The sequence below is a fragment of the Pseudoalteromonas sp. 19-MNA-CIBAN-0066 genome (assembly GCF_040308705.1).
GTDB lineage: Bacteria > Pseudomonadota > Gammaproteobacteria > Enterobacterales > Alteromonadaceae > Pseudoalteromonas > Pseudoalteromonas nigrifaciens.
This window is the reverse complement of the sequence record NZ_JBEONZ010000017.1, coordinates 30,591-47,056: the sequence shown is the minus strand read 5'-3', so window position 1 is coordinate 47,056 and position 16,466 is coordinate 30,591. Positions and strand designations below refer to the sequence as shown.

Annotated in this window: 13 protein-coding genes; 11 read left to right on the top strand and 2 right to left on the bottom strand. The window is 39.8% G+C overall.

The features are described 5' to 3' along the window. Window positions 1–251: 251 nt before the first annotated feature. The 10 genes from AAEZ18_RS11190 to AAEZ18_RS11145 all read left to right on the top strand — a co-directional run bounded on the left by AAEZ18_RS11190 (window position 252) and on the right by AAEZ18_RS11145 (window position 10,679). Window positions 252–956 (top strand): hypothetical protein, encoded by a 705-nt coding sequence (locus AAEZ18_RS11190; RefSeq protein WP_208835065.1) that lies wholly within the window; start codon window positions 252–254, stop codon window positions 954–956. Next, window positions 956–1,858, top strand: coding sequence for an LPP20 family lipoprotein (locus AAEZ18_RS11185; protein ID WP_086994620.1), 903 nt, complete (start codon window positions 956–958; stop codon window positions 1,856–1,858). Before AAEZ18_RS11190 ends, AAEZ18_RS11185 begins: the two co-directional genes overlap by 1 nt. Before the next feature lie 8 nt (window positions 1,859–1,866). Continuing rightward, entirely contained in the window at window positions 1,867–2,991 is a 1,125-nt protein-coding gene (locus tag AAEZ18_RS11180) for a hypothetical protein (RefSeq protein ID WP_193038773.1), read from the top strand. Continuing rightward, on the top strand, window positions 2,988–4,355 hold the full coding sequence (locus tag AAEZ18_RS11175; RefSeq protein WP_193038772.1) for a hypothetical protein: 1,368 nt from the start codon (window positions 2,988–2,990) through the stop codon (window positions 4,353–4,355). Before AAEZ18_RS11180 ends, AAEZ18_RS11175 begins: the two co-directional genes overlap by 4 nt. A gap of 9 nt (window positions 4,356–4,364) precedes the next feature. Beyond that, a complete protein-coding gene (locus AAEZ18_RS11170; RefSeq protein WP_193038780.1) occupies window positions 4,365–5,660 on the top strand; it encodes a hypothetical protein in 1,296 nt (431 codons plus the stop codon). Further along, the gene (locus AAEZ18_RS11165) at window positions 5,660–6,373 is read left to right on the top strand and encodes a hypothetical protein (protein WP_086994608.1); all 714 of its coding nucleotides are present in this window, start codon (window positions 5,660–5,662) and stop codon (window positions 6,371–6,373) included. The genes AAEZ18_RS11170 and AAEZ18_RS11165 overlap by 1 nt, the downstream gene beginning before the upstream one ends. Before the next feature lie 18 nt (window positions 6,374–6,391). Then, the gene (locus AAEZ18_RS11160) at window positions 6,392–7,609 is read left to right on the top strand and encodes a murein transglycosylase domain-containing protein (RefSeq protein ID WP_193038771.1); all 1,218 of its coding nucleotides are present in this window, start codon (window positions 6,392–6,394) and stop codon (window positions 7,607–7,609) included. A gap of 2 nt (window positions 7,610–7,611) precedes the next feature. Then, complete coding sequence (locus tag AAEZ18_RS11155; RefSeq protein WP_086994601.1) at window positions 7,612–8,181, top strand: hypothetical protein; 570 nt, start codon at window positions 7,612–7,614, stop codon at window positions 8,179–8,181. 840 nt (window positions 8,182–9,021) lie between these two features. Continuing rightward, complete coding sequence (gene ltrA / locus AAEZ18_RS11150; RefSeq protein ID WP_197183001.1) at window positions 9,022–10,296, top strand: group II intron reverse transcriptase/maturase; 1,275 nt, start codon at window positions 9,022–9,024, stop codon at window positions 10,294–10,296. A 134-nt stretch (window positions 10,297–10,430) separates the two neighbouring features. Then, the gene (locus tag AAEZ18_RS11145) at window positions 10,431–10,679 is read left to right on the top strand and encodes a DUF4282 domain-containing protein (protein ID WP_086994598.1); all 249 of its coding nucleotides are present in this window, start codon (window positions 10,431–10,433) and stop codon (window positions 10,677–10,679) included. Window positions 10,680–10,907: 228 nt separating this feature from the next. Here the strand turns inward: AAEZ18_RS11145 and AAEZ18_RS11140 are convergent, their stop codons facing one another. Continuing rightward, window positions 10,908–13,148 (bottom strand): sensor domain-containing phosphodiesterase, encoded by a 2,241-nt coding sequence (locus AAEZ18_RS11140; RefSeq protein WP_350594748.1) that lies wholly within the window; start codon window positions 13,146–13,148, stop codon window positions 10,908–10,910. A gap of 631 nt (window positions 13,149–13,779) precedes the next feature. On the opposite strand from AAEZ18_RS11140, the gene AAEZ18_RS11135 reads away from it, so the two are divergent. Then, on the top strand, window positions 13,780–14,637 hold the full coding sequence (locus AAEZ18_RS11135; RefSeq protein ID WP_350594747.1) for a PA4780 family RIO1-like protein kinase: 858 nt from the start codon (window positions 13,780–13,782) through the stop codon (window positions 14,635–14,637). A 162-nt stretch (window positions 14,638–14,799) separates the two neighbouring features. On the opposite strand, the gene AAEZ18_RS11130 is transcribed toward AAEZ18_RS11135, so the two are convergent. Further along, entirely contained in the window at window positions 14,800–16,386 is a 1,587-nt protein-coding gene (locus tag AAEZ18_RS11130) for a tetratricopeptide repeat-containing sulfotransferase family protein (protein ID WP_350594745.1), read from the bottom strand. Window positions 16,387–16,466: the final 80 nt, after the last annotated feature.

The following is a 16,466-nucleotide window of genomic DNA, read 5'->3' as shown; positions in this document are numbered from 1 at the left end:
TATTAGCTACTAAAATGGGTAAAAAACATTGATTATGTAAAAATGAGCTGAAAGTATTAACCTCAGCTGAACGCCTTGCTGTGGTTGCATTTGTTGCTATTTTAATTACAAACAATAAAAGTTTCTTAATTTTCTGTATTGCAATTTGTAACAAATTCGGTAATTCTAACAAAGTATTCAAGGAAGAATGAATTAAGTCAACGGCTTAGCTACATGCTTTCTTGCCTTTTAAATGTACAGGGAATTGCCACATGAAAAAAACTATCCTTTCTGCGCTTATTTTTGCTCCTCTTTTTGCTGGCTGTGTGTCTACAGCTGATACTTCTGGTGACTTAGATCGTAACGCTGTTGTTGCTGAGTTATCTACACGCATGGATACACTTGGTTACCAACACCCGGTAGACATTGTGCCAGGCATCAATGAATTTCTAAATGCATCGGCTATGGTGCTTGAGCGCCAATATAAAGTAATGGGTCAGTACCGTACGTCTACTGATAATCATCGTGATGTTCAAGCTTTTTTATATGCATACAAAGATGCAACACCTGAAGAGTTACAAACAGCTATAACTGAATTTGATGCGGGTGCAAAAAATAAAGATGAAAAAATTGGTCATAAAATTGCCGCCTATAACCAAGCAAACGAAAGTATTTATCAACAAAACGTCGCACTTGCTACCGACTTAACCGTTGAAATTGCAAAGTCTGCTTATATTTTATCTCAATATAAAAATGAAGTAGCGATGGCATTAGCGCTCAGTGCTGGCAGTAGTATGATGGGTATGTTTGCTGGTGAGGAAGATGAAGCAGAAAATCCAAAAGATATTGGTGTGGCATTGTTAAAAGCAAAAGATCAGCTTTCGTTAGCATTAGAAGCGAATGAAATTATTGAATTAGAGCAAGCGACTATTTCATCAATTAATGAGCTACAGCTAGAGCTAGAAGCGAAAGGTTAATGAAAACAAGCATTTTTGCCTTTTTATTGGCATTTGCTTGTACAAGCTCAGCGCAAAGCTGGCCTGTTTGGGTAGTTCAATCGCAACAAAGTGATGAATACATTACTGCGGTGGGTATTGGTGAGAGCCGCTTAGCTGCAAAGCAAGCGGCTTTAGCCGAGATTGTAACCCAACTCAGTGTTGATGTAAGCACCCAGCAAACACAGTTGTTGAGCAAGCAAAACAATAAATTAGCCAGCTATTTTGAGCAAGCAACAACACTCAATAGTTTACCGTTTACATTAACGGGGATTGAGCAGTTAAATGCAGTTGCACAAAACAACTTATTTGCTTTAAAAATGGGTGTTAAAAAGTCGGTTATAGTAAAAACGTTAAAATCTGATTTATCGGTACTATCGCGAATTACCCCTCCAGAAAAAAATGCTGAGCAACGTTTTATTTGGGCACTGCAAAATAGTGGTTTACTAAACCAAGCGATAAAAAAGTTAGCAGTTTTGGAGCATTTATCAGGTTCTGAGTTGTTGATTAAATCAACACTGAATAATTTATTAACCGAACAGTCAATTGCACTTAATGCAGTTGCGTGCGATGTGATTGGTGCAATCAGCGCACACGAAATTAAATCTGCTTTAAACGACGCATTACCTCACAGCGGCGACACACAACTATGGCTTCGTCCACAATTACGTTGGCAATACGCGCAAACTACAACTAAACACTCTGCAAAAGCCATTTTATCACTAGCACTAACACGCAGCACTAGCCCTTTTAAAGTGTTATTGCAACACGATTTAAATGCCCAAGAAAGTGCCGCTACGCGTGAAAATGCCAAACAAAAAGTGATTCAAAACTTAGTGCAACAACTTAAAGCGCCTGCTAGCCAATGGCTGTTTGATATTTAGGAATAATAATGAAATTAGTAAAAAAATTAACTCTGTCAGCATTAACACTTGCCTTATTAGCTGGTTGTCAAACAAAGCCTGGCAGCAGTACGCAAGTAGAAAAAGTAAGTAATCGTGCATCGAATGCGGTTGTTGCTAAAAGTGCCTACGACTTTAAAGATCACGATATTACCATTCCTGCCTATTTTGATACTCAAGGGCTAGAGCGTTGCACCTTTGATGTTAATAATGAGGCCGAAAGCTGCCCACTGAAAAAGCCCATAGTACGTATGTATTTTGACTTAGCTCAAGTAGCTGGCAGTGGCATTGGTGTAGATGCAATGCGTGAGTTCGATAATGAAAATTTACTCTTTATGCTCGAAAACCAGTTTGCCGGTATTAGCCGCTTTAGAATTATTACTCGCGATGACGATACAATTTCCAAAGAACAGCAAATATTTTTAGAGCAACAGGGTACAAATGCGGCCGCTAAAAGAGCTGAAGTAAGGGCATTAATGCCAGATTTTATTGTAAAAATAGATTCACTCAGAACACTAAAAACCGAAGGGGGTTACAGCGATTGGGCCAATTACACGCTAGAGCTTACCACTGGGGTGATTAACCCTCAAACACGGGAAAAACTATCGCATCCTAATCTTGGAAAAATCCGCGTTAAGTCAGAAGACGTGCGCGAACGCTCAGAATTGAAGTTTCACCGAGTAAATAATCGTTATGTTGATGGTTTTCGATTTGATGATAGTGCCCATGTAAATGCAGTAATCAATGATATGGGCTCGCGCGGTATTGATATTTTACTTACCCGTATGCTCAGTGAAATGCCTGCAACAGCACAAGTGTTAGGTATTAAAGGAAATAAAATTAGCCTTGATCGTGGCCAAAATGCCGGGGTATTACCTAACGAAACTATGATTGTTTTTAGTTATGAAGCGGGTTTTGTGGAGCCAATTGGCGTTGCGAGTGTTATGCCTTCTAGTAACAGTGCTCAAGGCGAAATTATCCGCTGGAAAGATTCTGATATTGCAGATGACGTTAAAGGTAAAGCTAAAAATGGTATTTATCGCCCAGCAAAAGGTGCAAAAATATTTGCAGTTTCGGTAGGCACACCAGCTGGATTTTTGGAGAACCGTACATGATCAAAAAGCTTTGCTTATTAGCGTTATGCTCCTTAAGCGTACAAGCACAAGTGGATGTTTTAGCGGATGGAACATTACAAACCCAGGCATGTGCGTATGGACGAGGTGGCACTGCTATTTCTGGTGCAAAAGCGCAGGCCAGTGCTGAGCTTATAAGTTTTATTAAAGGTAATAAAAGCCTGACAACGCAAAGCGCACAGCAGCATTTAACAACAAATTTAACTGATGATGCCGCCAGTTTATATGAACAGCAACGCACTACTATGATCGAAGGCTTGAGTGCAGGTGCAGTTCCTTTAAATTACTCAGCGCCAACACTCAGTGGTAACGACACTTGCATGACGGTAAGCCTTAACCCACAAGAATTAGGTGAAATACAAGAGCAAAGCTGGCAACAAGCGACCCAAGATATAAGTGTGACAGTAATAGGTCAAGGCTGGAAAAAAGAAGGTAAAACAGCATTAATTAATGCTGAGCAAGATGCATTACAAAGAGCTGTATCTCAGGTGGTGGGGGTTTGGCTTACGCAGCAACACACGCAATCGTCAAGCATGAGTATGAATATTGTTGACGGTAATGAGTCAACCAATATGCAGGAGTTGATTGGCCAGCAGCTTTCTAGTCATAGCGAAGGGTTGGTTAAAGAGTGGCAAACGCTCCAAAGTAAGCAGCTAAAAAATGGTGGCGTAGAAATTACGATAATGGCGGTAGTAGAAAAAGCACCGCTAATTCAGCAGGCATCGCAATTGTTGAGTATGATTGGCTCACCTAGAGTACAAGTAATCGCTCCTGAGCCATTAAAAACAGAGTTAAAAGTTTGGTTGAGTGAGCAAGGTATTGAAGTAGGTGGTGCGGCGAGTTTAGTGATTTATGCACAATCTGATGTTATTAAACGTGGTAATAATCGTCAACTTCGCTTAAGTGTTAATGTGCGAGATTTAGCTGGCAACACTTATGGGAATTGGAAAAACGATCCTTCATTTATGTCTTTGCCTGATGACCCTTACGTAGAAAAAGATTTAATGGCAGTACATTTAGCCAGTGAATCGCAGTCAAAAGCACTGCACAGTACGCTTAATACTGCGTTTACTCAAGTTGTTGCAAGAGGCGGATTAGTAAGAGAAGTTCTGTTGCCAAGTAATAAATTAACGCAACCAGAAAAATTGCATGCTGTATTAAGCACTTTAGGTGGTGTAAGCGACGTAGCTATCGATAAGCGCAGTGACTATACAGTTGCAAGCCTTAGATACAAAGGTAATACCGGTGAGCTTGCCCATGCACTTGATCAAGCATTAGCAACGATTACCGCAAAAACACTTTCTAAAATTACAATCGAAAACGACTTTACACTCAGGTACAAATAAGGACAGATGATGAAATTGAAAATATTAACATTAGCAATGGTTTTAGCTATGCCTGCAATTGCAGCTGAAGAATTTAGTTTAACAGACATGATCCCAGCTCGCCCTGGTGCACAAGTAGCTAACGCAGATCAAGCCCAAGTGTCGGGCGATGTAGTGGTTGCAAAAGATACTAATGTAGCTGTAGCTGTTGCCCATCAAGCGCTGATTGATGACGATGAAGACGGCATAAAAATGATTCAAGTAGGCAGTGGTACTGGTATTTTATCAATTGGTAGTGCTAGCTATAACACTTATGACAACATGAATGCGACATTGCTTTCAAAACGAGGCGCTTATAATCAGGCTTATTTAATTGCTAAAAAGCAATTAATAGAAAACATGAAAGGTGTTGAGCACCAATGTGGCAATGTAGTAAGTGCAACAATGGATGTAATAGATACCGGTGTTGAGGGTGTTGCAAACGAGCAAACAAATATGATGGAAGCGTGTAAGGAGTCGGTATCGGGTTCTTTAGCAGGTTTTGTTACTTATGACGTGTACGATAACAATGAAGAAAAAGGAGTACGCGTTAGTTTAATATCGACACCTAAAACACGCTCGCAAATAAAAGGTAACCGAGGTGCAGTTGCTGTGACTACAGAGCCAAATGCTATTTTTCAACAAGTAATTAGTGATGTTAAATCAGGTGTTTTACCGCCGGTTGGCGCAAAAGTGTTAACTAACGCCGATAGCGGAGAAGTAATAGTACTAGGTTATGGTTCGGCAATAATACGTGGTAATAAAAATAATAAAGTGGCACGTAAATTAAAAGGAGCTGCTAAATCACAATCGCAAACGCGTGCACGCTCAGCGCTTTTAGCCACTATGCAAGGAGAGAAAGTATATTGGGAAGGTAGCTTTGACGAAAAGCAAATGGAAGGTACCCAGCAGTTTGAATACGACGATCCTAACCTAAATGATCCACAGCAAGTAAAAGTGCTAGAAGAGGATAGAAATACATTTTTAAACCAATTAAAAATGTCTGATGAATATGCAACATTGTCTAAAGGTAAATTACCACCAGGTGTGAGTGTAAAAAGCTTTGCAAGCGATGACGGCTTTTGGCAGTACAGCGTTGCTGTTTATGCGCCAAGCTTAGAAGCAACGGCACGTCAAGCAGCTAAAGAAATGACAGGCAATAACGGCAATACAGTAAATGGTATGAGTCGTTCAGGTCATAAAATTAAAGCGGTGGGTGGTTTAAACGAAAAAGCGGCTAATCCACAAGGTGCTTCGGGTAAAGTAGCGAGTGAAGAGGAGCTTTAATGCTAGCATCTATTTTAGCGCTTTCGTTGGTGGCTTCGGCCACCTTCGACTCAGAGCAAACAATTGAACAGCAAACTGCTTTTTTTAAAAGTCAGGCTAATGGTCAATACGCCCGAGTTAAGGCGTTAAAATCGAGTGCAAAAAATGCGCTTGAGCAGGCATGTCGTAATGCATTGACCCTGCCTGAGCGCAGTATTATAAAAAGTACCTTAGCTAATAAGCTTAATATTACCTTACCAGAATCGGTGAGTTTTATTGAAGCTGAGGTTACGGGGTATAAGCAAGAAAAACAGCAAGAATGGCTAACCTGTACAGGTATTGTTACCCCTGCTGCTGCAGACATAAACGAGGCAGGTTTAGCAATTAGAGCAGCATGGCAAGTAGGCAAACAGCAAGATAAAAATAACTTGCGTGCATTACTTAAAATAGCAATGGCTCACCCATCGACTATATCTGATGCCGTTGCACTTGTTGCCGACCAATCACCGCAAAGCGAGCGCCTAGCTTACCTAGATAAATACTTAGTAGCCGATGAACTTAAACTTGATGACGCGAAAGTGTCTGTGGCGCAAGTATGGTTTAAAGACATGCGCTACCAACAAGTCATTTCATTAATGCAACAGTGTGAAAGTATTGATTGTAAACGTTTAGGTTTAGCCGCAGAGGCTGAATATGAGCAGCAAAGCGCAGATGATTTAAGCAGCTACTTTTAATTTATAAGGATATAAAAAGTGTACTTGAAAAGTAAATACTTACTAAGGTTAAGTACTATTGCATGCCTTACTTTAAGCTTAAATAGCCTAGCCAAAACAAGTGATGAAGCCGAATTTGAGGCTTTTTTAAAGCAGCGTCAAAGTGAGTTTAGTCAGTACGAACAACAACAAAAGCAAGAGTTTGAAGCGTTTGTGAGTGCCTGGCGTGATGCTGAGAGTGCTTATTTAAAACAAATAACTGCGAAATGGCAAGACCCAAACCTACCTAGCTCAAAAGTGTGGGTCAAATATAGTGACGATTTAAATAAACGCACCAGTGTAAACTTTGAAAGCGGTGAAGTGGTTGTTGAGTTATTAAGTAGCAAAAGCGATGAGCAAGCAGTTGAATATGCAAAAGAGCAGTTAAACGAGCTCTCACAGGTAACCGTAGATAAAACGCTTGCCAAAGATCCAATTTATATTACAGCAAATAACACACTTAACAGTAAAAGCATTATCTCAACAGGCAAGCCCTTAAATAACAAGGTTGAGCAAAGTAAACCACTAACCGCTACTAAATCTAAAAAAGTAGCTGAGCAAACAGTGCTCTCTACAGAAATTGTACAAGAGGTATTAGCTGCAAAGGCTCCTGTAATAACTAAGCAAAAAGATAGGGTGACAATTAGCTACAAATTGCCTGCTAATACGCTTTCAAACCAAGCAAAGCGTTATTTGCCAGAGGTAAAAGTACAAGCTGCGCGTTATAACTTAGAGCCAGCCTTATTGTTAGCCATAATACATACTGAGTCGAGCTTTAACCCACTGGCACGCTCACCTATCCCTGCATTTGGTTTAATGCAAATAGTGCCTACCTCTGCGGGTAAAGATGTAAGTAACTTCTTGCAAGGTAAGCCGTTATTGCTTAGCCCTGAGTATTTATTTAAGGCAGATAATAACGTAGAAGCAGGGAGTACTTATCTGCATATTTTAAGTAATCGCTATTTTAAAAATGTACGTAACGAGCAATCAAGACTGTATATGAGCATAGCCGCATATAATACTGGCCCAGGCAATGTAGCTAAAACTCTCAGCGGCTCAAACTCACTAAATCAGGCAAGTATTGCTGCTAATGCAATGTCGGCAGATAAAATTTATGCCTATATGGTGAATAACTTACCTGCACAAGAAACCCGTAATTATTTACAAAAGGTGGTTAAACGCACCGCATATTATCAAGCACAATTGAAAGGAATTTAAATATGAAAAAGTTATTACCAGTAATCGCCGCTTTGGCGTTAGGTGCGTGTTCAAGTACAGAGAAAACGCAATCAGCACCGCTTGCTAAAAATGATTCAGTACCAAATTGGGTACTTCTACCTGTATCAGATAAAGGTTTAGCTTCTTCGTCATGTGTACCTTGGTCGGGCAGTATGTCTACAGACAGAGCGCAGGCAATTGCAGCAGCGCGTGCAGATTTATCGCAGCAAATACAAGTAAAAGCAAGTGTTATGGACCGTCTATATCAACGTAAAGCGCAAAGTAATGATGAGCTAAATGTAGGTGGTACATTTGAGCAAGTAAGTAAACAAGTTGCAGAGCAAAGTCTTGTTGGCGCTATACCTCAAGAAGTAGCATTTGCACGTTTAGATGGTAAAAAACAACTTTGTACCTTAGTAGTAATGAGCAACACACAAGATACCTTTAATAACCTAGTGGCTAAATCAGGTAAACGTTTAGATCCCGGTTCACGCGAAGCGCTTTACGAAGAGTTCAAAGCGCAAAAAGCAATGAAAGACTTAGAAAAAGAACTCGATAATTTAAATAAGTAACTGCGACACCTAATTTTTAATTTAATAGCGTAATTAGCTTTCTTGAATTCAAGTATTAAGGCTAGCTAGATAATAACTATGAGGGCTAGTAAGCGCTCATTTTTTGTTTGCCCAGCGAAGCTGGCAAACCCGATAGGCTGAAAGATGCCTTATCACCCTGACTAAGGGGAAGATAATCTGAATGGCAAGGGCGTCACTGGCCAACGGTGGGGTCTGAAGGAAGCCATAAGAAGTTAGAGGTACACAACTAACCGTAACCTGTTTCGGCAGTATTGGTGGGTCAGCGTGCAAAATAGCGCAACGCCCTATACTTAGTCAGACCAATACTGTGCTTGAGGGTGGGATTTCTAACAGGGAGCCAGTGCAGTAACTGGGGAAGCCTGGCATCTAAACTTAGTGTAAATAAGTGGCCTAAACTCAAGGGGAAACCCAAGGTTTAACGTCGGTGTGAGGTGGCAGATGACCCCGTAGTAGTGAGTAAGGCTAGGCCGATGAAAGCCAGTAATGGTGTGGAGGACAAAACCAAGCCGACTATCAACAGAATGTTTGATAGGGTCAATTTTAATCAAAAGTTTTAATTGATTGCGAAGGGGGGAAGTATTCTTTAAGTGTATGAAAATCAGGAGTATCGACGTATAGGCTCACATGTATTTCGACGGAAATAGGCAAGAGATGACGGCTAAGCAGGAATGTGGACGCTGAGAACTGAAGGCCGAGCATGGGAGTAATGAGCGACCACTTAGGCAGATTGCCATTCGGCTAGCACACCTAATGTCCTCATGAAGAACACCACTATACATCAATGTGAAACGACAGACATACCGTAAGCAAAGGCAATTGATGACAGTTTACTACAGCTTGTATGGGCAATTATTAGATATTAATAACCTGTACAAGGGATTCAAAAAAGTGAAAGCAGCGAAAGGAGCGGCCGGAATAGATAGGCAGTCCATAGCCGCGTTCGCCTTGAATTTAGAAGAAAACTTGAAACAACTGCAAGGTGAACTGCAAAGCAAGCAGTATCGCGCACAGCCAGTCAAACGGATAGAAATACCGAAAGATGATGGTGGTGTGAGACTGCTGGGAATTCCAACAGTTCGCGACCGCATAGTACAACAAACACTATTGAACATTCTCCAACCGCTCTTCGACATCGACTTTCACCCATCAAGTTATGGGTACAGGCCGAAACGAAGTTGTCATGACGCCATCAGCAAAGCCACGGTATTTATTCGTAAATATCACCGTGAGTGGGTGGTTGATATGGATCTGTCGAAGTGTTTTGACCTACTCGATCACGACTTGCTCATAAGCAGCGTCAAACGCAAAGTGACAGACGGTAGCATCTTAAAACTGCTCAAACAGTTTTTAAAAAGCGGAGTAATGATAGGCAATAATTGGGAAGCGAGTGAGGTAGGAAGTCCACAAGGTGGTGTTATCAGTCCATTGTTGGCGAATATCTACCTAGATGCATTTGATCAAGAAATGAAAAAGCGAAATCACAGAATAGTGAGGTACGCCGACGACATATTGATCTTATGCTGCACAGAAAAAGCAGCCAAGAATGCACTCACAGTAGCGACTCAGATACTCGAAAAAGGCTTAAAGTTAACAGTCAACCAAAAGAAAACGCACATAGCGCATAGTAGTGAAGGCGTAAAATTTTTGGGAGTGGAGATAGGCAGTAATTGGACGCGTATCCAAGCCACAAAACTCAAAGGCTTTAAACAAAGAGTTAAACGGTTAACAAAGCGAAATAGTGGCATGAACTTAATTGAAGTAATAAAAAGACTCAATCCAGTGGTGCGCGGCTTTGTAAATTATTTCAGTATAGCCAATTGTAAACGAGTGCTAAATTTGTTGGCAAGGTGGGTGAGACGACGATTAAGGGCAATTCAGTTAAGGTTGTGGAAAAACCCAGCGAGGTTGCATAAGCGACTAAAACAATTAGGGAAAAAGCCGCCATTTAAGTTCATCAAAATGAACTCATGGCGAAACTCTCTAAGTCCATTATCGAATGTAGCGATGCCAAACCAATGGTTTGAGGAGCAAGGTTTATATTCAATGGAAAAAGTAAGTACAGGATGGCTTGCTCACTCGGCGTTTAGAAAATAAGCCGAAGGGATAGAAGAATACAGGAGCCGTATACGAGGCCCGTACGTACGGCTCTGTGAGAGGGATGAGGCAAAAGCCTCACCCTACTCGATGTGAAATAAAAATTTACTGACTATTTTAAAAAGGACTAAAAAATGAAAGATATTTTTTTCTTTGAATCTATGCTGACACCTAAAATCATTACTTTTGTATATTGGTTAATGTTACTAGGTGCTGTAATTTCTGGTGTAAGTACTATGTTTATGCAGTACGGTGGTGGTTTTTGGACTGGGCTTGGTATTATTGTTGGTGGTGTAATTGGCGCTAGAATTTGGTGTGAACTACTTATCGTTTTATTCAAAATTCACGAGAATTTACAAAAAATAGCTAATAAATCAGAATAAAACTTTAACGTGTCACAGTAAGTTTCAGTTAGAAATAAAACCAGACACGTTATTTTATCCAAAAAACTCCGAGAAAACCCATTGTTCGACACGAAGTGGCGTCGATGGGTAGTTTACTTTAACCACTTTGAGGTTCAAAAAGGCTAAAATACATTTGCAAACATAGTTTTAAGTAAATTATTTATAAAGAGGTTAGGGGGGCGCTGCGCTTCTTATTCTTTGCTGTTACTAACTGTTAAGCTGTTGTTTTAACCAAGAAATAAACTCAGCTGCGGGCATAGGATAAGCCATATAATAGCCTTGCATACCGGTAATATTAAGTTGTGCGAGTGTTTTAGCTTGCTCTGCGGTTTCAACGCCTTCGGCAATAACATTAAAGCCAAGGTTGTGCGCAAGTGAGATTATAGTACTTACAATGGCAGACCCTCTATTACCTTCATGTATTTTATCAATAAAGCTTTTATCTATTTTTAGCTCATCAACGGGGTAAGTGTGTATATAGGCTAACGATGAATAACCAGTGCCAAAATCATCAATCGAAAACTTGAACCCTTTAGCTTTGAGCTGCGGCATTTGTGCAATATTTTCAGCCATGTCATCCAGTAAAATGCTTTCGGTTATCTCCAGTTTAAATCTTGTAGGAGATATACCAAACGCATCTACAATACTAACAATATTGTTGTATAAGGAATGTGTTATAAATTGGCAGGCGCTAATATTAATAGCAACACAAAATGAATCATGAAGCAGCTGTGTTTGCTCTAGCGTTTTAATTAACATGCAGGCGTCAAACAATACACTGCTTTGCAATTGATCAATCAGACCAGATTGTTCCGCAACAGGAATAAAGTAGTAGGGTGATATAATGCCTTTTATAGGGTGTATCCAGCGAATTAATGCCTCAGCGGCTATAATATTACCTTGGCAATCAAGTTGCGGCTGAAAGTAAGCCGCAAACTGCTTTTCTTTTATTGCAGTTATAATGTCGCTTTCTAATTGTAAACGTAAGTCTAATTCGTGTTGCAGTGCCGGATCGTAAAACGCAAAACGATGGCCGCCAAATTTTTTGGCGCTATACATAGCTGTATCGGCCCTCTTTAATACATCGTTGCTTGTTGTGTCTGGGCCTTCAATAAAACTAATGCCAATACTGACGGTAATTTTATAACTACAGTTGTTTATTTTAAATGGGTTTTTGAAGCAGTCGAGTATTTGCTTGGCACACACTATTGCCTGGCTTTGTGCATTGTTTTTATTACTACTTAGGTGCTTAGGTAAAATTACAAATTCATCGCCACCAATTCGCGCAATAATACCTGCTTTTTTAATAACGGTTTTTAACCGCATAGCAACTTCTAGTAAAACCTCGTCACCGATAACATGGCCTAATGAATCATTAATGCGCTTAAAGTCATTTAAATCTAAAAATAATAGAGTGCCAAATAAAAGCTGCTTTTTAGATTCGCTGATCATCAATTCAAGCGTGTCAGTTAGCATGCGGCGATTAGGCAATGTGGTTAATGGGTCGTAAAATACCAACTCTTTAACTTGCTCTTCAGCAAGTTTACGCTCGGTAATGTCGCGTATCATCCATAAAACATGTTTTTTATTTGGCTCATCAAGTAGGTAGTTATTAATAATTGACGTTCTAGCTTCAAAAATATGTCGGTTACCCATACAATTAAGTTCGTACTCGTACAGTTGTACTTGCTCTGTTTTCAGTGTTTTAGTAATGATAGAGATTACTTTATTAGGATCACCTAATGGTAGCGAGCTTATGCGTTGCTCATTACTTAAGCTATTACATTGCAACTCGTTGCTAGCACCATAACTTTCAATATACCGCGCTTGTTCATCAAAAATGATTCCTAAATCGGGGATCACCTCAATAAATGCTTTTAATTTATCGTTAGAACGTTGTAGCTCTAAACTAAGTGCTTTTTCTCTTGCGACAGAGCGCGCTTTTTCTATTGCTAGGCCCGATAAATGAGTAAAGCGTTCAATAAGCTTTAAATCTAATGCGGTTGCTGCGTTTGGATGGGTGTAATAAACGGCAAAACTACCGAGTACTTTGTTGTCTGAGGAAAAAATAGGAGTAGACCAACACGCTTGCAAACCATGTGCTAATGCAATAGTTTTATAATTAGCCCAAAGTGGGCTAGTAGCTATGTTACTAACAATAACTTGTTGCTCTGTGTACACTGCAGTGCCACATGAGCCTACATTATCTCCAATTGTAATACCGTCTATTGCTTGGCAATATTCAGGGGGAAGTTTAGGCGCAGCACCGTGGCGAAGTTGGTTGCCCTCTAGAGTTAAAATCGAGCTTTTAGCATTTTTAGAGTCAATTATTGCTTCAATTTGCTCGCAGATATTATGCAGGCACAGGTGTATATCTACACCCAATGCGATCTGCTCTATAATCTGTTGTTGGGCTGCAAATAATGCTGAATGTTGTGCTGGAGTCACTCAGAAAAGTTCCTAAATAATAGTTATTGTGTCTGAGCGCATAGCGTTAATAAAAACGAGAAATTTATTTTATATTAATTAAGCAGCACCTTATTGATATTGTAAACATTATCTAATTTAACTCAATACTAGAGTCGAATAAAATTTAAACTCTTTTCGTTTTTATTTTTAACTGGTTGTTATCATTTGTTATATATAACAACAATGCTAATTGTTATAAGTGGTGCTTAGTGCCTAAGGTGACTTCAGCGAAGTGCTTTTTTAAAATATCAAGTAACGCATAAGTCTTTGCAGCAATAAAATCTCGTTTTGGCGTTACTGCATATACTAAATAGCCATTATTTATTGTAGTTAGGCATAAATTTTATTGCAGTAAATGCAGCCAGTATTAAAGTTTGTTTAAAAAAGCTGAAATATTATAAAATGCGGTTGGCTTTTACGCTTGAGTCGCTTATTCTAGCCACATATATGTAGCTGCTTAGTTTACACTTAAATGTTATTACTGCTTGCTACTACTCTATAATCGCACTTAATCCGCAAAGGTAACACCTCGTTTGAACCACCTCCTAGACAACCATAACCAAGTTAATATAATAAACGTTATTAGCGCCTTTTATTTAGCAGAAAATCTGTGAAAATTCCTAAACGCCTACAACCGCTAGTTGATGATGGTTTAATTGATGACGTACTCAGCAGGCTTATGAGCGGTAAAGAAGCCGATGTTTTTGTAGTGCAGTGTGGCGATCATATTCGCTGCGCTAAAGTTTATAAAGAAGCCAGTAAACGTAGTTTTAAAAAAGCCGCACAATATCAAGAAGGCCGTAAAGTTCGTGGTGGGCGCCAAGCGCGTGCTATGGGTAAACGCTCAGGTTATGGTCGCCAATTAGAAGAAGAAATTTGGCAAAATGCCGAAGTTGATGCGCTATCACGTTTAGCGAGTGCCGGTGTACGTGTACCCGACACCTACGGCTGTATTGATGGTGTGTTACTAATGGAGCTAGTGTGCGATGACAGCGGCGACGTTGCACCGCAGTTAGGTAATGTAGCTCTTAGTGAAGAAGAGGCGATTAGGCAGCATAGCTTAATGATGCATTACATTAAATTAATGTTGTGTGCGGGTATTATCCACGGCGACTTATCAGAATTTAATGTGTTGGTTGACAGCAAAGGCCCGGTAATTATTGACTTACCGCAAGCGGTTAATGCTGCAGCGAATAATAGCGCCGAAGCAATGTTTGCTCGCGATGTTAATAATATGCGCCGTTATTACGGCGAATATGCCCCAGCTTTATTGCAAACTCAATACGCCAAAGAAATGTGGGCATTGTTTTCTGAGGCTAACTTAACGGCTAACTCCACTTTAACAGGTGAATTTGAAGATAACAGTGAAGCCGCAGATGTTGATGCAATACTTGAAGAAATTGAAGCCGCTCGTGAAGAAGAGCTGGAGCGCTTAGATCGTATTCGAGACGTTGACGAAGATGCTTAAACTTAATTAAATTAAGCTGATGTCTAGCGTTTAGTAGCTAGGCATCAAGCCGTTGCAGTTAAATTCAATAAAACAAAGGTTAACTTAATCGCGGCCTGAGCCCGTATAAAGCAAATGTTTTTTGTTTTAACGCTTTCTCTTTCACCTTGAGTAATTTAGCTGTTATTTCACTCCTATTCCCTGCGCTTTAAAGTACTGCTGCATTTCATTTGTATGTGGTTTAAATGCACGCCAGCGGCCAATGGCTTTGTTGTTGAGCGGTTGACGAACCTGCACTTTACTGGCGGTAGAAACCGGCGCTGTATTTAAATGAAAATCAATACACTGCGGTTGCCACGCTAAATCACAAAACTTAACTAAATCTTTAATTTGCACTTCGGGCTGCGCTACTAACTCCTCGTACTGAACTAATTTTATTGTATTTTTATGCAAACTTTGAAAATGCTGCATGAGTTTATAAAAACGGCTATAAAATTTAGCGGTATCAAGTAAATCTAACGAATAAGCGTAATAAGGGTTATTAATACTAAATAGTTGGCGATAGTTACCAATACAGGTGTCCATTGGGTCGCGCAGCAGGCAAATTATTTTTGCATTAGGTAATGCTTTGGTTATTAAATCAATATAAAAAAAGTTAAAGGGGAGTTTATCAATAAAGTGTTTACTATTGCCTGTAACTACACGGGTAGCATTTAAGTAATGAGTGCCAAGTTGCTCAAAGTTAATTTGATAGGCGCTACTCAAGGTTTGGTTATCAAGCACGTGCGGCGAGGTGGTTTGGCTTATTTTTTTAACACACAAGCCAAAGTCTTGCAGCTCCCCTGCTGATTGCACGTCGCTGTGGCTTGATAAAATACGCTCTACTAAGGTGGTGCCAGAGCGCGGCATACCTAAAACAAAAATAGGCTCGTTGCTTGGGTTACCTGAGGCGTTTGGCTCGTTATGCTCAAGGCTTAATTTTTTAATATGTGCAAATAAAGCCGCTGAGCCCTCATTATCAAATGGGCTGTTTTTAAGTTTATCGGCTTTACCTTGTTGCAGTGCTAAAAAGGCATCCGAAAATGCGCTAATATCTTGATATTCTTTTGCTAGAGCATGGCCAATATGTAGTTTTGCATCGGGGTGAGTAACCTGTTCAGCAACCGTTTTTAAGCGTTCAATATGGTTAGTTTGCGTACTTGCCTTAGTTAAATCGCTCAATGCATAGTGGCTTTGGTGGTGTAATGGTTTTAGAGTAATAGCATTTTCAAACGCATTTTGAGCTTGCTCAAAAAGGCCTAAAAACTTAGCGCAAACACCAAAGTTATAAAAGAACTGTGCTTGCGGAGTTTGTTTGTTATTTGCCAGTGTTAACGCGTATTCAAAGTAATTTATCGCTTGTTCGTGTAAACCCGCTTGTGTGAGTGCAACGCCTAAAGTGTCTGCATCCAGCGCTTTGGTTATTTTGCTAAGTGCAACACTTAATGCGGTTGTTTTGGCTTTTTGTAGTTGTCCTGTAAGTGCGTAACATTTTGCCAGTTGCGCTGTGTATTCAACACTTTCTTGCAAACCTTGCGCTTTTTCAATCAGCTGAATGGCTTTGTAAATTTGCCCCACTTGTAGGTTTACCATAGCTAGTAAAAAATAGCCGTCTGCAAAGTCTGGTTTTTGGGTAACAAGTTCAACTAAAGTTTTATGTGCTTGTTGCACATCACCTTGGTTTAAGTAATTTATGGCGCTTTGATGTAACTGTTTTAGGCTAGGGGGCATAGTTAGCTCGTATAAATAAAAAGGCTCAAATAAATTTGAGCCTTTATGACATAGATTAAGTACAGTTTAAATGTAATTTA